The following is a 17,322-nucleotide window of genomic DNA, read 5'->3' on the forward strand; positions in this document are numbered from 1 at the left end:
GATACGGGGGGTCAGGCGTGGAAGGGCAGGCCGGCGTCGGCAGCCAGTTCCAGGTCGTCGGCGTCGGGCGGCGGAACCAGGGTGGCGGTGCCGTCGCTGACCGGCACGACGCCGAGCTCCAGGAGCTCGGCCATGGCCGCGCTGCCGGCCATGTCGCGCACCTGCAACTGGTAGCGGGCGGTGGTGCGGTACGCGCCTCCGGCGTCGTCGCCGGTCCGCTGGAGAAAGCCGGAGTCGGTGAGGAAGGCGACGGCCTTGCCGATGATGCCGGTGGTGGATCCGGCGAGGCGGCGCGCGTCCTTGGTGGCGCCGGTGGCGCTGCGCCGTGCGTAGATCCGCCAGGCGGCCTCCAGGCCGGGCACCTCGGTGGCGGGGTCGGTGTTCTCGCCCTGCTCGTCGGCACGCTCTTCGAGGCGGCGGCAGGCCTGGCGTACGAAGGCGTCGACGCCGTTGACCGTGATCCGGCCGATGTATCCGTCGTCGGCGAGGTCTTCGGGGCGGGGGAACGCCATGGCGGCGACGGCGAGATGGGCGAGGCCGTGCAGGAAGCGGTCCGCGGAGTCGGCGGATGCGCGGCGGGCGTAGTCGCCCATCCGGACGGCGAAGACGGAGTCCTCACCGGCGGCCACGGCCATGCCCGCGCGCGGGGAGACTTCGAGCACGACGAGCCCGAGGCCGGTGGCGACGGCGTCGGCGAGCCGGGCGAAGGCGGGTTCTTCGCGGTAGCGGCGCAGCAGTTCGGCGTACTCGGCATCGCGGGCGGGGAGCAGCTTGGGCTGCAGCCCGAAGGAGACGAGGCGGGCGGCGTCGGCGGCGTCGGCGGGCGTGACGGGGGCGGGAGTGGCCGGAGCCGACGCGTCATGGGCGTCGGCCTCACGCCAGGCGTGGTGCTCGGCGGGGTGATCGGTCACGGGTGCTCCTGCGGAAGGTCTGGGCTGAGGGGGTGTGGTGCGGGTCGGGACGGAGCGCCTGCGGCGGGCCTGTCCCCTACCCGCCCTCCCCCTACGGCCTGCGGCCGTGGGAGGTACCCCCATCCCGTAACTGGGGGCAAGCCCCCAGACCCCCAGACGCCCTTCGGGCGTGTCCTCAATCGCCGGACGGGATCCAATGGAGCCCCGCCGGCGATTGAGGCGTGGGGGTCCCCCCACGCCCGCAGGGCGTAGGGGGAGGGTCCGGGGCGGAGCCCCGGCGGGGTGCTCACGCCGCCTCCGTGCGCGCCGCCGCCATGCCCGCCGCGTCCAGCAGCGCCGTGCCCACGATCAGGTCCGCGCCGCCGAATTCCGGGTCGTGCAGTTCGGTGCCGTCGTCGACGGCGAACAGAAGGCGCTCCTCGCCCTGGCGGTAGGCCGTGCCGACCGGGGGGCTTGCCGCGTGGATCGCCAGCAGGGCGACCAGGTACGGCAGTTCGGGGTCGCGGCGGCGGGCCTCGGCCAGCAGGCCCGAGAGACGGCGCGGCGCGTCGTGTTCCAGGTCGAGCAGCTCCATCGCGCTCGCCAGCTGCTCCTCGCTGAAGCGGCTGTCGTCGGGCGTGGCGATCAGATCGGGCTCGGGCATCTCCGCGCCCAGATGCTCGCGCTCCACCGGCGGGGTCAGCAGCATCTCGACCAGGTCCCCGACCCGTACCGACGCGGGCGTGCGCAGCCCGGTGCCGCGGGCGAAGAACGCGTCCGTGACACGGATCGCGCCCTCCACGGCAAGCGGCAGGAGCGGGGCGACCAGCTGCCCGTACAGATCCAGCCCGGTGCGCGCCGAGGGTCCGGCGAAGGCCTGGCGGTCCTGTTCGGCGCGGAAGAGCGGGCCCGCCTCGAGGAGGCGGGACTGCAGCTGTGTGTGGCGGCGGATGCAGTCCTTGACTATGTCGACGAGCTCGGCCGCGCGCCGCTTGTGCTCGGGGTCCTCCGCCTCGTCGCGTGCCTTGCGGATGTTCGTCAGGATCGCGTTCTCATGGCGGTAGCGGTCGGCGACATGGTCGAGCGCCTCGGCGATCATGTCGGGCACCGCGTTGAGCCAGTCGACGGCCCGCACATTGCGCCGGGTCGCCTCCAGCGTCCTGCGCAGCGTCTCCGCGTACTGCACGGTGCGGTACCTGGCCTGTTCCGCCGCGAGCTGCGCGTCGGCCAGCCGGCCCCGGTTGATCAGGACCTCCAGCTTCACCTCGGCCGCGATCTGTGCGCTGGTGACGTCCGTGTCGAGCGCGCCCACCAGGACGTTGACCGCTTCGTCCGTCGTACGGAGATAGACGCTTCCGCCGTATCCCGGCACTTCCTCGATCAGCTTGAAGTCGTAGTCACGGCGGGTGTAGACGCCGTCGGGTCCGAATGTGCCGTACACCGCGCGGAAGCCGCGGTCCACGCTGCCCACATTGATCAGGTTCTCCAGGACCCAGCGGGCGACCCGCTCATGCTCGGCGACCGGGCGCTGCGGGGCCTGGGCGGCAACCCGGGGAAGCAGCCTCGCCACTATCTGGTCGTGGTCGGCACCGGTGTCGAAGTCCATGTTGAGCGTGACGAGGTCGATGGCCGCGAGGGCGACCTCCGCCATCGCATACACCGTGTACTCCCCAGCGAGATTCGCCTTGCGGGTGTCGAGGTCGTGCAGCGGGGCGGTGCAGGCGAGCGCGCGCAGCCGCCGCGCGAGCCCTTCGTCGGCGGCCGGGCCCTGCGCGGGCCGCGGCCCCGCGCTGAGCTGGTGCGGAACGAATTCCGTCGAGGCAGTCGAGACAGGCGAAGTCACGCTGCACAGATTAGGTCCTCCCACTGACAACGGTCGAAACGGCGCAGAAGCGACCGCCCGGCTACGGTGCGTTCCATCTGCCCCGAGCACGGGCACCCCGCCCCGGGCCCTCCCCGCCCGCGCCGAGCCCGCCACCCCGGCCTGCCCTCGGCGCAGGGCCGAGCCCGCCGGGTCTGCCCGGCAGGTCTGCCCGGCAGGTCTGTCGACTACCGCTGCGGAGTGCCGTATCCCCCGCCGCCCGGGGTCTTCATCACCAGCACATCCCCGGGCCCGACGTCCACCGAGTCCACGCCGTGCAACTGCGTCACACTCCCGTCGGCCCCCTCCACGAGGTTGTGACCGAGCGCACCGGTTTCCCCGCCCGCCATGCCGTAGGGCGGGACGCGGCGGTGCCCGGTGAGCAGCGCCACCGTCATCGCTTCCAGGAAGCGGATTCTGCGGATCACTCCGCAGCCGCCGCTCCAGCGCCCGCGGCCGCCGCTGCCGTCCCGTACCGCGAAGGCGTCCACACGCACCGGATAGCGCCACTCCAGCACTTCGGGGTCGGTGAGGCGGGAGTTGGTCATATGGGTCTGCACGGCGTCCGCGCCGTCGAAGCCGTCGCCTGCGCCGGAGCCACTGGCCACCGTCTCGTAGTACTGCACACGGTCATTGCCGAAGGTCAGATTGTTCATCGTGCCCGAGCCCTCGGCCTGGACGCCGAGCGCGGCGTACAGTGCGCCGGTGACGGCCTGCGAGGTCTCCACATTGCCGGCGACGGTTGCCGCGGGGTAGGCGGGCGCGAGCATCGAGCCGTCCGGCACACGCACCTCCAGCGGCTCCAGGCTGCCGCTGTTGAGGGGGATGTCGTCGGTCACCAGCGTGCGGAACACGTACAGCACCGCCGCCATCACGACGGACGTGGGGGCGTTGAAGTTCCCCGGCTGCTGCGGCGATGTGCCGGTGAAGTCGATGACGGCGCTGCGCGCCTCGCGGTCCACGCGCAGGGCCACCTGGATGACGGCGCCGTTGTCGGTCTCGTAGCGGTACTCGCCGTCGCTGAGATCGGCGACGATCCGGCGCACCGACTCCTCGGCGTTGTCCCGCACATGCTGCATATAGGCCTGGACCACGTCGAGCCCGAACTCGTCGACCATGCGGCGCAGTTCGGCGATGCCCTTCTCGTTGGCCGCGATCTGGGCGCGCAGGTCGGCGAGATTGGTGTCGGGCGCGCGGGACGGATGGGCGGCGGTGGTCAGCAGTTCCCGCGTCTCGGCCTCGCGCAGCCGCCCGTCCCGCACGAGCAGCCAGTTGTCGAAGAGCACACCCTCTTCGTCGATGGTTCTGCTGAAGGCGGGCATGGAGCCGGGGGTGATGCCGCCGATCTCGGCGTGGTGCCCGCGCGAAGCCACCAGAAAGCGCAGCTCGTCCCCCTCGAACACGGGCGTCACGACGGTGACATCGGGCAGATGGGTGCCGCCGTGGTAGGGGTCGTTGATCGCGTAGGCATCGCCCGGTCGCATGGTGCTCCCGTCCTTGTTGCGGCGCAGCACCTCTTTGATGGACTCGCCCATCGAGCCGAGATGTACGGGGATGTGGGGCGCGTTGGCGATCAGGTTGCCGTGTTCGTCGAACAGTGCGCAGGAGAAGTCGAGCCGTTCCTTGATGTTCACGGAGTGGGCGGTGTTCGCCAGCCGTACGCCCATCTGCTCGGCGATGGCCATGAAGAGGTTGTTGAAGACCTCCAGGAGGACCGGGTCGACATCGGTGCCGACGGCGGTCCTGCCGGGGCGTGGGCGTACGCGCGTCAGCAGCAGCTGCCCGTTCTCGTCGGCGGCGGCGCGCCAGCCGGACTCGACGACGGTGGTGGCATCGGTTTCGGCAATGATCGCGGGCCCCTCGACGCCGTCGCCGGGGCTCAGATCCCGGCGCCGGTACAGGGGAGTCTCGCGCCGCTCGCCGTCCACGAACATCCGCACCATGGCGCGCGGAGCGAACTCGCCCTCCCTCTCGGTCTCATCGACGACATACGTGCCGACCTCACCCGCCGAGCCCACGGCTTCGACCGAGACGGCCTCGATGACAAGAGGCTTGTCCATGGTGAACGCGTAACGCGCGCGGTGGGTCGTCTCGAATTCCTCCTTCATGGCGGTGACGGTGTCCAACTGCACGGGCAGGCTCGCGTCCGTTCCCGCGTAACGGATCAGCACGCGCGCGTGCGTGCTGATCGCGTCGTCCGGGATGTTGTCGGCGCGCAGTTCGGCGCGGGTGCGGGCGGCGAGCTCGTCGCAGAGTGTGCGTACGCGCGTGACCGCCCTCTCCGCCAGCTCCGCCTCCACGGACTGCTCGCGCATGGCGGTCGCGTCCGCGAGACCGATGCCGTACGCGGAGAGCACTCCGGCCAGCGGCGGCACAAGCACGGTGTTGACGCCCAGAGCGTCGGCGACCGCGCAGGCATGCTGGCCACCCGCGCCGCCGAAGGAGGTGAGGGCATAGCGCGTGATGTCGTGGCCGCGCTGTACGGAGATCTTCTTGACCGCGTTCGCCATGTTGAGGACGGCGATCTCCAGGAAACCGGCGGCGACTTCCTCGGGGGTGCGCCGCGTGCCGCTCTCCTTGTGCACCTCCGCGGCGAGCGCGGCGAAGCGCTCGCGGACGGTTTCGGCGTCCAGGGGCTGGTCGCCGTCGGGTCCGAAGACGGCGGGGAAGTGGTCGGGCTGGATGCGGCCGAGCATCACATTGGCGTCGGTGACGGTGAGGGGGCCGCCGCGGCGGTAGCAGGCGGGGCCGGGTACGGCGCCCGCGGAGTCGGGGCCGACGCGGTAGCGGCGGCCGTCGAAGTGGAGCACGGAGCCGCCACCCGCCGCGACGGTGTGGATGTTCATCATGGGCGCGCGCATCCGGACGCCGGCGACCTGGGTGCCCAGCTCGCGCTCGAACTCACCCGCGTAGTGCGACACATCGGTGGAGGTGCCGCCCATGTCGAAGCCGATGACCCGGCCGAAGCCCGCCTGCTCGGAGGTACGGGCCATGCCGACGACGCCGCCGGCCGGTCCCGACAGCACGGCGTCCTTCCCGCGGAAGTGGGCGGCTTCGCGCAAACCGCCGTTGGACTGCATGAACATCAGGCGGATGCCCTCGAGTTCGGCGGCGACCTCTTCGACGTACCGCCTCAAAATCGGTGACAGATAGGCGTCCACGACGGTCGTGTCGCCGCGGGGTACGAGTTTGATCAGCGGGCTGACCTCGTGGGAGCAGCTGACCTGGGTGAAGCCGAGGTCACCGGCGACTTCGGCGATCCGGCTCTCGTGGGCAGGGTGGCGGTAGCCGTGCAGCAGTACGACGGCGGCGCTGAGGAAGCCGTCGGCGCGGGCGGCCTTCAACTGCTCGGTGACGGCTGCCAGATCGAGCGGCCGGACGGTCTCGCCGTGCGCGTCGAGGCGTTCGGGGACCTCGATGACACGCTCGTACACCGCCTCCGGCAGCACGATCCGGCGGTCGAAGAGCCGGGGCCGGTTCTGGTAGGCGATGCGCAGGGCGTCCCGGAAGCCCTCGGTGATGACGAGGACGGTCGGCTCACCACGGCGCTCCAGCAGCGCGTTGGTGGCAACGGTCGTGCCCATCTTCACGCTGTCGACCCGGTCGGCCGGGATGGGCTCGTCCGGGCCGACGCCGAGCAGCAGCCGGATCCCGGCGACGGCCGCGTCCCGGTACCGCTCGGGATTGTGCGAGAGCAGTTTCCGGCTCACGAGCCGTCCGTCGGGGCGTCTGCCCACGATGTCGGTGAAGGTGCCGCCACGGTCGATCCAGAACTCCCAGCGCCCGCTCATTCCCCCATTCTGGCAAGGGAAGCGTCCAGGGACACCGCAGCGAGCGCGGCCGAAAGCGCGTGTTCGGCGCTGCGGTCGAGCCGGGCGCTGGTGCCGCGCGCCCAGTGGCGCACCTCGGCGCCCGCCAACTGCAGCAACTGCGGCAGCAGGTCGGTGCAACGGCGTGCCACCCAGCCGGTGCCCGCCGTGGCGAGCCACAGCAGGGACGCGGAGCGAGTCGGCGCCGGCTGCTCGGGCTCGCAGCCGGGCGCGGTCCCGTGGGCGAGGCCACGCTCGACCAGCAGTTCGTGGAAGCGCCGGGCGATCATCCGGTGCCCCCGCTCCCCCGGGTGCAGCCGGTCGGCGCTCCACATGGCCCGGTCGGCGACCCAGGCGGCGTCCGCGGCGTGCAGATGGACGGCGTCGTAGCGGGCGGACAGGGCGTGTACGACTGCGTTGACGGCCCGCTGCCGCCTGGCGAGGGGCCGGGCCAGCGGCAGGGGCAGCCCGAGCATGCCGCCGGGGTCGGGCAGACAGGCGGTCAGCAGTACGGTGCCGCGGGCCGTGAGCTGTGCGCAGACGTCGTCGAGCCGCCGGGTGAGGTTCTCGATGTCGAAGGTGCAGCGCAGGGTGTCGTTGACCCCGACGAGTACGGAGGCGATGTCGGGTTCGAAGGCCAGCGCCTCGGGCAGCTGCCGCTCGGCGACGTCTTCGGTGAGGGCACCGCTGACGGCAAGTCTGAGGAACTCGGCGGGCGCTTCGTCGCCCCCGATCCCCCCTGCGAGCAATGAGGCCCACCCGCGCCACCCGTCACCGACGCGATCGCCGACGCCTTCGGTGAGGGAGTCCCCGAGCGCGACGAAGCGCGGCGCGCGGGAGGGGCCGCACGAACCCGCATCACCGTCACGGACGGCGAGCCTCGCCGCCCCGCATGCCTCGGCGAGGGCCGGCTCCCCGCCGAAGGGCGATGGTCCCCCGTCGGAGACCACGCCCGTACGCCCAGGAGCGGCCCGCGCATCGAGCTCCGCGTCGCCCGGGTCGTCCACCAGTGCCGTCCCGGTCGTCACGCCCGTATCCCCTCTCCCTTGATCCGTTCGCGCACCGGCGGGGCGTCGTGGGCGGACAGGAACGCGTCCACCGATCGCTGCCAGTCGAAGAGCTCGGCCCGTGCCCTTGCCGCCTCGCGGCGGTCGGGCTCCGGGCGGGCGAGCAGCTTCTCCACCGCGTCGGCGAAGTCCTCCGGCGTGTCCACGGCGGCCGCTCCCGCGTCGCCCACCACCTCGGGAAGTGCCGACGACGCGCTCGCGACGACCGGGGTGCCGCAGGCCAGCGCCTCCAGGGCCGAGAGGCCGAAGGTCTCGGCGGGCCCCGGTGCCAGGCACAGGTCCGCCGATGCCTGAAGGTCGGCCACCGCTTCGCGGTCGCCGACATGGCCGAGGAAGACCGCGGGCAGCCGTTCCGCGCGGGCCCTGCGGGTCAGCGCGGTCCGCAGCGGGCCGTCGCCCGCGACCACCAGGGACGCCCGCACGCCGCGCCCGCGCAGCTCGGCAAGCGCGTCCAGGGCCATGCCCGGGCGCTTCTCCACCGACAGACGGGAGCAGAGCAGCAGCAGGACCTCCGCCCCGGCTGCGTACTTCGCCCGCAGGACGGTGCTGCGGCGCCCCGGCCGGCACCGGCGCAGATCGACACCGAGCGGTGCGCGCACCACATTGCGCGCCCCGATGCGTACGAACTCCCGCTCCGCCCACTCCGTCGTGCAGACGATCCTCGAGTACGCCCACGCCGTGCGGCGGTTGAGCCGGTCCGCGGTCCGGCCCGCGAGCGACTCGGACAGACCCCACGTGCGCAGCACCCCGTCCGCCGTCTCGTGCGAGACCATCACCGACGGGATCCGCCGGCGCCGCGCCCACTCGCCGGTCCACCGCAGCGTGGTGCGGTCGGAGACCTCCAGCCGGTCGGGCTCGAGGATCTCCAGGACGTCCCGCAGCCGCCGCCGGGCGGCCAGCACGCGGTAGCCGCCCGTGCCGGGCAGCTCGGGTCCCGGCAGGGTGATCACCCGCCCCTGCGGCGTGAACTGGTCGCTCTCCACGTCGCCGGGCACGATCAGCACGGGCTCGTGGCCCGCGGCCAGATACCCCTTGCCCAGCTCGCGCAGCGCCGTGCGCAGGCCACCGGAGGCCGGGGTGACGAAGTTGGCAAGACGTACGATCCGTAGCGCGCTCATGCCGCCACCGCCGTACGCGCACCGAGCACCTCGGCGTAGTGGTCGATGAGCAGATCGCCGATCACGGCCCAGGTCCGGCCCTCGACCGCGGCCCGGCCCGCCCGGCCGTACGCGGCCCGCAGCTCCGGGTCGGCCGCCAGCGTGGCGACGCCCGTCCGCACCGCGTCGGCGGACAGCGGCTCGACCAGCAGCCCAGTACGCCCGTGGTCGACCAGATCGAGCGGCCCGCCCGCGGCGGGCGCGATGACCGGCACCCCGCCGGCCATGGCTTCCTGCACGGTCTGGCAGAACGTCTCGTACGGACCGGTGTGGGCGAAGACGTCCAGCGAGGCGAAGATCCGGGCGAGGTCGTCGCCGGTCCGGCGGCCGAGGAAGACGGCCCCGGGCAGCGCGGTGCGCAGCGAGGTCTCGCTGGGCCCGTCCCCGACGACCACGACCCGTACACCGGGCGTGGCGCATGCTTCGGCGAGCAGTTCGACATGCTTCTCGGGGGCGAGCCGGCCCACATAGCCGACGATCAGCTCGCCGTCGGGGGCGAGCTGACGCCGCAGTTCCTCGTCCCGCAGTTCGGGCCTGAAGCGCGCGGTGTCCACGCCACGCGGCCACAGCCGCACCCGTTCGACCCCGTGCTCCTCCAGATCGCGCAGGGCAGCGCTGGAGGGTGCGAGCGTACGGTCCGCGGTGTTGTGCACCGCGCGGATGCGCCGCCAGGCGGCATTTTCGCCCGCGCCGACGTACGTACGGGCGTATCCGGCCAGGTCGGTCTGGTAGACGGCGAGGGCCGGCAGGCCGAGCTTGGCCGCGGCGGCCATGCCGCGCACACCGAGCACGAACGGGCTGGCCAGGTGCACCAGCTCGGCCCGGTGCGCGGCGATCGTGGCGGCCACCCGGCGGCTGGGGAGTGCCACCCGTACCTGGGGATATCCGGGCAGCGGAAGGGAGGGGACGCGCACCACGGGGCAGGGCGCGCTCTGGTCGGAGCCGTCGGCGGCCCCGGCGACCGCCGGGGCTATGACGAGCGGGTCATGACCGCGCGCGGCGAGATGCCGGGCGGTCTGCAGGGCGCAGTGCGCCACACCATTGACGTCGGGCGGGAAGGATTCGGTGACGATGACGACTCGCATACCCGTGTTGTCGTCTGGTCCGGGGTGGCTGCGCCAACGTGGATCTTTCCGCTTGTGGAACGTCCCATGAGCGTTTGTGGCGGGGCCCCCGTGACACCCCTGCACAACGTCCCGAATGTCATATCGCGGGCATGTCCGGCCCGATTCTGCTCCGTACGGCGCTCTGCACCTCGGCCTCCTCGGCCGGATCCGCGGCCAGTCGGCGCAGCCGCTCGGCGACGCGCACATCGCCGGTCTCGGCGTGCAGCGCGGCGACCTCTCTGGTGGTCTCCTCGCAGTCCCACAGGCATTCGACGGCGAATCCGGTGGCGAAGGAGGCGTCGGTGGCCGCGAGCGCCCGGGCCGCGCGCCCGCGCAGCTGCGAGGAGGCGGTCTCCCGGTACACATGGCGCAGCACGGGTGCGGCGCAGTCGACGCCGAGCCGGCCGGCCCCGTCGACGAGCCTCCACAGCAACGGCGCGTCGGGGCCATCCGCCCGTACGGTCTCGCGCAGCGCGCCGAGGACCAGCTTGGCGTCCTCGGCGGTGCCCCGGCACGCGAGCACACCCGCCGCCGACGCCCCGAGCGCATCGGGCCGGTGGACCCAGCCGCGGGCGCGGTCGACGGCCTCCTCGCCGCACATCCGCTCGAAGGCGGAGACAGCGGCGTCGGCGACCGCCCGGGAGGCGTCTGCCGCCGCGGCCTCGATCAGATCGAGGACGACGGGGTCGCGTGACTCGGCGAGATAGTGCAGGGCGGCGCAGCGGGCGCCGTCGGAGCCCTCGCGTGCGGCCTCGACGATGGCGGGCCGGTCCTCGGGTCCGGCGACCGCGGACAGACAGCGGGCCGCGGGCACATGGAGGGCGCTGCCGCGCTCCATGCCCTGGTCGGCCCAGTCGAGGACTGCCTGGACGCTCCAGCCGGGACGGGGCCCGGTGGGTCGCATCTGGCGCTGCCAGCGGTCGAAGGAGCCTGCTTCCCGGGCCGCTCGCACCCGGGCGCCGATCGCGTCTTGCTGGTCCTCCGCCCACAGCCGCCACGGCCGCGGTTCGAAGGCGTCGCGGACGGCGACGGCCAGTTCGGCATCGCCCTCCGGGGTGGCCGGGAAACGGGCGAGGACCGGCGCGGCCAGGGCCCGCAGGCCGCTGTCGTCGTCGCGCAGGGCGAGCTCGTCGAGGGCCCAGGCCCAGTTGGCGCCGCTCGCGGCGTACCGCCGCAGCAGCGCGAGGGCGTCCTGTCTGCCGTAGGAGGCGAGGTGCCCGAGCACCGCGAGCGAGAGGCCGGTCCTGGCCTCGTCGGTGTCGAGGCAGTCGTCGGTGTCGCAGAGGTGCCGCTCGATCTCCTCGAGACCGCCGTGGAGATCCAGGTAGAGGCGTGCGTAGTACAGGGAGCGGTTCTCGACCTGCCAGTCGTGGCGGGGGTCGTTCAGTACGCAGTGGTTGAGGGAGGCGAGCGCTTCGGCGCGGGGCGCGGCGAGCGCGTGCAGCGTGCCGTCACCGCGGCCCCTCTGCAGCAGGCCGAGCAGCGTGCCGCTCGGCGCTATGACTGGATCGAACATGGGGAAAGCCTCACATCAAGCTGTCGACGCAACCGGGGAGTGGAGATGCCTAGGCCGCGCAGCAACATGTAGGGCCGCCCGTCGTCTTCCGCTTGGTGTAGACCATCTTCCTCTGCCTCTCGTCGGTGGCCCCAGGGGAACTCCCGGATGAAGTCCGGGATAGGGCTCGACGTCATGATGACCCACCCATTTCGCCACCGCGACCACATTTACGGCGCCCTTCCCAGCGGCCTCTCAGCGACCGCTCAATGGCCGCCGAACAGCTCCAAGAGCTCTGTCTTCCCAAACATCCGCGCCGTATCCATCGCGGACGGTGTGCCCGCTTCCGGGTCGGCTCCGCCGGCCAGCAGTGCGCGGATGACGGCGTCCTCGCCCTTGAAGACGGCACCGGCGAGCGGCGTCTGGCCGCGGTCGTTGGCCCGGTCCGGCTCCGCACCGCGGGCGAGGAGCGCCTCCACGGCCGGGGCGTGCCCGTGGTAGGCGGCGAGCATGACGAGGGTGTCGCCGCGGTCGTTGGTGAGATTCGCGGGGACACCGGCGTCGATGTACGCGGCGAGCGCCTCGGTCTCTCCCTGCCGCGCCAGGTCGAAGACCTTGGTCGCGAGTTCGATCACCTCGGGATCCGGGGCTTCGCTCATTCGGAGGGACCGCCTTTCACTGCGTTGACCTGGGGCGCACGGCAAGAGCAGCCGTACGAGTGAATCGACAGGGTACTGCCCGTGCTGCGACACGACGCGGCGCGCCCGTGGCAGGGATCACCGCGAACCCGGCGGGCGAGAGGCACTGTGCCGTGCAACCGCGCAGTGTGCCCGCCGACCGGGGACCCGCCGTCCTCCAGTGGAGTGAAAGACCGAGAAGTTCACCCATTTGCACCTTTTATCACATAGATACTTCCTGTGAGCATGGAAGTACTCATGGTGACTGTCCCCTCAACCAGGAGAACCTCTCATGATCCTCTCCATCTCAGGCGTCGTCCTGCTCGGAATCGTCGTCTTCCTCTTCTTCAAGAAGGACGGGCTCAAGGGGTCCCACGCAGTCGTCTGCGGACTCTTCGGCTTCTTCGTCTCGGGCACCGCGATCGCCCCCAGCATCAAGGCCGGCAGCGCAAGCCTCGCCAGCCTCCTGGGCGGGATCAAGTTCTGACACCCGCAGCCCCAGGCAGTCCCTCGAAGCATCTCAGCACCATCAAGACCATCAGCACGATCAGCACCTTCGGCACCTTCAGGAGACCGATGTGGCCCGGCGACCACTCCCCCGCATTCTGCGCAGCGGCAGCGCACAGATCGCCCGGAGCCGCGAGATCGCGCGCACGGCCGCCGACAGCGCCACGGATGTCCTCCAGCCGCTGATCACGGTCACCCGTGGCCTGCGGCAGCTGGCCGCCATGGCCGGGCACAAGTGGACCGCGACGCCCAAGGAACGGCGCGGTCCCACGCTGTTCCTGGTTGCGGCGATCGTGCTGGTGGTCGCGCTCATCCCGTACGGGCCGCTGTTCGCCCTGATCTCGGTGATGGCCGCGGCGGCCTGGAAGGGCCGGGTGCGCACCCCCGCCAGGACCGGCCCCGACGAGGCGGAGACCGCGCGGCTGAAGGCGCTGTACGAAGCGCTCGTGCCGTACTTCTCGGTCGCCGAGGACCCGGCTCCGCTGTTCGCCCACGGCGGGGAGTGGAGCAAGGCGTTCAGCGACTACGAGTTCGACGGCAACGGCCGGCTGACCCGGCTCCGGGTGACGTACCCCGCGTACTTCACCGACGGGGAGGCCGAGGCCCGCACCCGTATCGAGCAGCTGCTGCACGCCAAGTCCGGGCGCGGCCGCGAGTACCTCTTCAGCTGGGACGAGGAGGGCAACCAGCTCGTGATGAGCGTGTTGCCCGCCCTCTCCACCGCCATCGCCGCCCAGCGTTTCGTCACCGTCCCCGGCGAGACCGTGCTGGGCTTCACCGACACCGGCGCGGTGCAGCGCACCGTGCCGGTGGCAGAGGGCGAGGAGACCCGCGACGCGCCGCCTGTCGTGTGGCGCACCGGGCCACGCTCCACCGAGCCACATCTGCTGGCGGTCGGCGAGCCCGGCAGCGGCACCACGACCCTGCTCCGATCGATTGCCCTCCAGGCCCTGCAGCACGGAGACGTGCTGATCGTGGAGGGCAGCGGGACCGGCGAGTACGCCTGCCTGACGGGGCGCGCGGGCGTACTCGCCGTCGAATGCGGTCTTGCCGGGGCGCTGGCCAGCCTCGAGTGGGCGGCACACGAGACCGAACGGCGGCTGATCGCCGCCAACCGTGCCAGGCAGGCCGGCCATCCCGCGCCCGACGACACCAAGCGGCCGCTGTGGATCCTGCTGGACCGGCCGAGCATCCTCGGCCATATCGCGGCGGCCGACGGTCGCGCCGATCCGCAACAGCTGCTGCCGGTGCCGCTGCAGCACGGCAGGGCCGCGCAGGTCACGGTGGTCGTGGCCGAGCAGTTCGACAGCGTCGAATCGCTGACCGAGACGGTACGGACGCACACCCGTGCCCGCGTGGTGCTGGGCCCCGCCAGTTTCGAGCAGGTGAAGTCCGTACTGGGCAGGGAGCCGCACACCACGCCGACGCCCGACGTCCCGCCGGGCCGTGGATATGCCCGGCTCGGCACGGGTCCGGTGCTGAGGCTTCAGGTGCCGGCGACCCCGGACCCGTACGACGAGGCCACCAGCGAGGCGCACCGGCAGGCGGTGCTGGAGCTGCTGCCGGAACGGCAGGAGCGGGTCGAGGCGGCAGCACCCGAGCCCGCGCCCGCCGTCGTGGCCGCCCCCGTGCCCGCGGAGGGCTGAGGCCACCCGTCCGGCGACATCGGAGGCGCGCCCGAGCCCGCGCCCGACCCGCGCTGACGCCGCCCGTCAGGCGACGAACGTCCGCGGTGCTTCCGTCCCGGTGCTCGCGCCCGTCTCGACAAGGCGCGCAGCCGCCGCGAGCCGTGCCGCCGCCTCGTCCGCGACCGGACCGCCGACCGTGAACGGCAGCCGTACATAGCCCTCGAAGGCCCCGTCGACTCCGAAGCGGGGCCCCGACGGCACCCGCACCCCCACCCGTTCACCGACCTCGGCGATCCGGGAGCCGGAGAGACCTCCCGTGCGCACCCAGAGCGTGAGCCCGCCACTCGGCACGTCGAACTCCCAGTCGGGCAGCTCCCGGCGCACCGCCGCGACCAGCGCGTCACGGTTCTCGCGCGCCTGAGCCCGCCGGATGGCGACGGCCTCCTCCCATCCGCCGGTCTGCATCAGCCAGTTGACGCCGAGCTGTTCCAGGACCGGGGTGCCCAGGTCGGCGTACGCGCGCGCCGCGACCAGCGAGCGGATCACGTCCGGCGCCGCGCGCACCCAGCCGATGCGCATGCCCGCCCAGAACGCCTTGCTGGCCGAGCCGACCGTGAGGACCGTGCTGCCGGCCGGGTCGAAGGCGCAGACGGGCCTCGGCATCTCGATGTTCTCGTCCAGATGGAGCTCGGACATGGTCTCGTCGACGACGAGGACCGTGCCGGCCGAACGCGCGGCGTCGACCAGGCGGCGGCGCTGGTCCTCGTCGGCCAGCGCGCCGGTCGGGTTGTGGAAGTCGGCCACCACATACGCGAGCCGGGGCGCCGCGTCGCGCAGCACCTGCCGCCAGCGCGGCAGGTCCCAGCCGGTCAGCCCTTCGGCCATGGCCACCGGTACGAGCCGGGCCCCGGCCTCGCGCATCAGTTGCAGGATGTTGGCGTAGGAGGGGGATTCGACGGCGATGCGCTCGCCACGTCCCGCGAAGAGATGGCAGATGGCGTCGATCGCGCCCATCGCGCCCGTGGTGACCATGATCTGCTCGGGCATGGTGGGGATGCCGCGCTCGGTGTAACGGTCGGCGAGCGTCTGCCGCAGCGCGGGCAGACCGGCCGGGTAGTCGCCGTGCGTGTGGGCGTACGGCGGCAGTTCCTCCAGTGCGCCCTGGACTCCCCGGGTGAGCCATGGCTCGGGGGCGGGCAGGGCCGCACAGCCGAGGTCGATCATCGAGCCGAGCGACTCGGGCGGCAGGGGTTCCAGGCCGCGAGCGGGCAGTGGGTTCCCGGCCGGCACGGCGGTCCAACTGCCCGCTCCCCTGCGCGACTCCAGGAAGCCTTCGGCGCGGAGCGCCTCGTACGCCGCCGCGACGGTCGTGCGGCTGACGGACAGCGACAGCGCGAGCTCGCGCTCGGCGGGCAGCCGGGCGGCGACGGGGACCCGCCCTTCGAGGACGAGCAGCCGGATGCCGTCGGCGAGGGCGCGGTAGGCCGGGGGCTTGCGGGTGCCGGGCCCGGCCGGGCGTGACTGCTGGGCGGTGAGCTGCCGGGCGAGCTGGGCCGCGCCCACCGCCGAGGTCCACTGAGTCATGGAAGTCAGTCCACCTTCCTCGAATTGGCCATGGTTGACGCTTGTTCTATAGCCACAGAGTGTCATGCGTCAGTCCACTACCACCAGAGGGGGGCGTCATGGTGACCGCACGGTCCGCGCATCTCACCCGCAGGGTGCTGCAGCTCTACATCGGTCTGGCGCTGTACGGAGTGAGCTCCGCGCTCCTTGTGCGCGGCGGGCTCGGGCTTGAGCCGTGGGGGGTGCTGCATCAGGGGCTGGCCGAGCGGACGGGGCTGACGATCGGCGTCGTGTCGATCATCGTCGGCGCGGTCGTGCTGCTGCTGTGGATCCCGATCCGGCAGCGGCCGGGGCTCGGCACGGTCTCCAATGTCTTCGTCATCGGCATCGCGATGGACGGCACGCTCGCGCTGGTCCCGGACGTGCACGGGCTCGGGACGCAGATTCCGGTGATGATCGTGGGCATCGTGCTCAACGGCGTGGCGACGGGCCTGTACATCTCCGCGCGCTTCGGCCCGGGCCCGCGCGACGGCCTGATGACGGGTCTCCACCGGCTCACCGGCCGTTCGATCCGGCTGGTCCGTACGGCGATCGAGGTGGCCGTGGTCGCGACCGGTTTCGTACTCGGCGGTTCGGTGGGAGTCGGAACGGTCGCCTACGCCCTGGCCATCGGGCCGCTGGCGCAGCTCTTCCTGCGCGTCTTCGCCATCCCTGATCAGCACGACGGCAGCACGGTCGTCGCCCGCGGGACACCTGAGCAGGCGATACTACGGAGGTGACCCGCGTACTCCACCGTTATCTGGACCATCCCTCAACGCTCGCCTTCGCCCATCGCGGCGGGGCTGCGGACGGGATCGAGAACACCGCGGCCGCCTTCCGGCGGGCCGCCGGTCTCGGCTACCGCTACTTCGAGACCGATGTGCACACCACGGCGGACGGCAAGCTGGTCGCCTTCCACGACACGACGCTGGACCGGGTCACGGACGCGCGCGGCAAGCTCGCGGAGCTGCCCTGGAGCGAGGTGCAGCAGGCCAGGGTCGGGGGCAAGGAGCCGCTCGCGCTCTTCGAGGATCTTCTCGACGAGTTCCCCGGCGCCCGCTGGAACGTGGACATCAAGGCGGAGCCTGCACTGGTCCCGCTGGTCGATCTGATCCGCCGGGCGGGCGCCTGGGACCGGGTGTGCATCGGCTCGTTCTCGGAGGGCCGGGTGACACGGGCGATGCGTCTCGCGGGCCCGCGGCTTGCGACCTCGTACGGGGTGCGCGGTGTGGTGGGCCTGCGGCTGCGCTCGTACGGCATCCCGGCGGCCCTGCGGATGGGCGCGGTCTGTGCGCAGGTCCCGGAGTCCCAGGGCGGCATCCGGGTGGTCGACAGGCGCTTTGTGCGCGCGGCGCATGCGCGGGGTCTGCAGGTCCATGTCTGGACCGTGAACGACGCGGATCGGATGGCCGCACTCCTGGACCTGGGTGTGGATGGCATCATGACCGATCATCTGGAGACGTTGCGCACGGTATTGACCGACCGGGGAGTCTGGGTCTGAACCCCGCGCGTCTGCACAACGG

Annotated in this window: 13 protein-coding genes; 4 read left to right on the top strand and 9 right to left on the bottom strand. The window is 72.3% G+C overall.

What is annotated here, in order from left to right:
* Window positions 1-11: 11 nt before the first annotated feature.
* The 8 genes from ACI2LP_RS23665 to ACI2LP_RS23700 form a co-directional block, all read right to left on the bottom strand.
* A complete protein-coding gene (locus tag ACI2LP_RS23665) occupies window positions 12-911 on the bottom strand; it encodes a hypothetical protein (protein ID WP_404726508.1) in 900 nt (299 codons plus the stop codon).
* Window positions 912-1,197: 286 nt separating this feature from the next.
* A complete protein-coding gene (locus ACI2LP_RS23670; RefSeq protein ID WP_404726509.1) occupies window positions 1,198-2,733 on the bottom strand; it encodes a hypothetical protein in 1,536 nt (511 codons plus the stop codon).
* Window positions 2,734-2,939: 206 nt separating this feature from the next.
* Window positions 2,940-6,542 (bottom strand): hydantoinase B/oxoprolinase family protein, encoded by a 3,603-nt coding sequence (locus tag ACI2LP_RS23675; protein WP_404726510.1) that lies wholly within the window; start codon window positions 6,540-6,542, stop codon window positions 2,940-2,942.
* Window positions 6,539-7,588 carry an SGNH/GDSL hydrolase family protein gene (locus ACI2LP_RS23680; RefSeq protein WP_404726511.1) on the bottom strand — a complete coding sequence of 350 codons (1,050 nt, stop codon included), beginning with the start codon at window positions 7,586-7,588 and terminating at the stop codon, window positions 6,539-6,541. Before ACI2LP_RS23680 ends, ACI2LP_RS23675 begins: the two co-directional genes overlap by 4 nt.
* Window positions 7,585-8,745 (bottom strand): glycosyltransferase, encoded by a 1,161-nt coding sequence (locus tag ACI2LP_RS23685; protein ID WP_404726512.1) that lies wholly within the window; start codon window positions 8,743-8,745, stop codon window positions 7,585-7,587. The genes ACI2LP_RS23680 and ACI2LP_RS23685 overlap by 4 nt, the downstream gene beginning before the upstream one ends.
* Entirely contained in the window at window positions 8,742-9,869 is a 1,128-nt protein-coding gene (locus ACI2LP_RS23690) for a glycosyltransferase family 4 protein (protein ID WP_404726513.1), read from the bottom strand. The genes ACI2LP_RS23685 and ACI2LP_RS23690 overlap by 4 nt, the downstream gene beginning before the upstream one ends.
* A 118-nt stretch (window positions 9,870-9,987) precedes the next feature.
* Complete coding sequence (locus ACI2LP_RS23695; protein WP_404726514.1) at window positions 9,988-11,406, bottom strand: HEAT repeat domain-containing protein; 1,419 nt, start codon at window positions 11,404-11,406, stop codon at window positions 9,988-9,990.
* Between the two features lie 245 nt (window positions 11,407-11,651).
* Window positions 11,652-12,044 (bottom strand): ankyrin repeat domain-containing protein, encoded by a 393-nt coding sequence (locus ACI2LP_RS23700; protein WP_360884767.1) that lies wholly within the window; start codon window positions 12,042-12,044, stop codon window positions 11,652-11,654.
* A gap of 310 nt (window positions 12,045-12,354) precedes the next feature.
* Here ACI2LP_RS23700 and ACI2LP_RS23705 point away from each other — a divergent pair, with 310 nt between their 5' ends.
* On the top strand, window positions 12,355-12,549 hold the full coding sequence (locus ACI2LP_RS23705; RefSeq protein WP_360884770.1) for a hypothetical protein: 195 nt from the start codon (window positions 12,355-12,357) through the stop codon (window positions 12,547-12,549).
* A 91-nt stretch (window positions 12,550-12,640) separates the two neighbouring features.
* Window positions 12,641-14,215, top strand: a complete 1,575-nt coding sequence (locus tag ACI2LP_RS23710) for a hypothetical protein (protein ID WP_404726515.1) — start codon at window positions 12,641-12,643, stop codon at window positions 14,213-14,215.
* Between the two features lie 66 nt (window positions 14,216-14,281).
* On the opposite strand, the gene ACI2LP_RS23715 is transcribed toward ACI2LP_RS23710, so the two are convergent.
* Complete coding sequence (locus ACI2LP_RS23715) at window positions 14,282-15,781, bottom strand: PLP-dependent aminotransferase family protein (protein ID WP_404726516.1); 1,500 nt, start codon at window positions 15,779-15,781, stop codon at window positions 14,282-14,284.
* A 98-nt stretch (window positions 15,782-15,879) separates the two neighbouring features.
* Between ACI2LP_RS23715 and ACI2LP_RS23720 the strand changes: the two genes are divergently transcribed.
* Both ACI2LP_RS23720 and ACI2LP_RS23725 read left to right on the top strand, forming a co-directional pair.
* Window positions 15,880-16,539, top strand: a complete 660-nt coding sequence (locus tag ACI2LP_RS23720; protein ID WP_404726517.1) for a YitT family protein — start codon at window positions 15,880-15,882, stop codon at window positions 16,537-16,539.
* Complete coding sequence (locus tag ACI2LP_RS23725) at window positions 16,536-17,300, top strand: glycerophosphodiester phosphodiesterase (RefSeq protein WP_404726518.1); 765 nt, start codon at window positions 16,536-16,538, stop codon at window positions 17,298-17,300. The genes ACI2LP_RS23720 and ACI2LP_RS23725 overlap by 4 nt, the downstream gene beginning before the upstream one ends.
* Window positions 17,301-17,322: the final 22 nt, after the last annotated feature.

Origin of the sequence: Streptomyces sp. NPDC019890 (genome assembly GCF_044903445.1) — a bacterium.
Lineage (GTDB): Bacteria > Actinomycetota > Actinomycetes > Streptomycetales > Streptomycetaceae > Streptomyces.

Bases quoted from the DNA above. Each gene is read 5' to 3' on its own strand.
- ACI2LP_RS23685 (WP_404726512.1), bottom strand. From the start codon at position 8,745: ATGAGCGCGCTACGGATCGTACGTCTTGCCAACTTCGTCACCCCGGCC.
- ACI2LP_RS23675 (WP_404726510.1), bottom strand. From the start codon at position 6,542: ATGAGCGGGCGCTGGGAGTTCTGGATCGACCGTGGCGGCACCTTCACC.
- ACI2LP_RS23715 (WP_404726516.1), bottom strand. From the start codon at position 15,781: ATGACTCAGTGGACCTCGGCGGTGGGCGCGGCCCAGCTCGCCCGGCAG.
- ACI2LP_RS23720 (WP_404726517.1), top strand. From the start codon at position 15,880: ATGGTGACCGCACGGTCCGCGCATCTCACCCGCAGGGTGCTGCAGCTC.
- ACI2LP_RS23700 (WP_360884767.1), bottom strand. From the start codon at position 12,044: ATGAGCGAAGCCCCGGATCCCGAGGTGATCGAACTCGCGACCAAGGTC.
- ACI2LP_RS23690 (WP_404726513.1), bottom strand. From the start codon at position 9,869: ATGCGAGTCGTCATCGTCACCGAATCCTTCCCGCCCGACGTCAATGGT.
- ACI2LP_RS23705 (WP_360884770.1), top strand. From the start codon at position 12,355: ATGATCCTCTCCATCTCAGGCGTCGTCCTGCTCGGAATCGTCGTCTTC.
- ACI2LP_RS23695 (WP_404726514.1), bottom strand. From the start codon at position 11,406: ATGTTCGATCCAGTCATAGCGCCGAGCGGCACGCTGCTCGGCCTGCTG.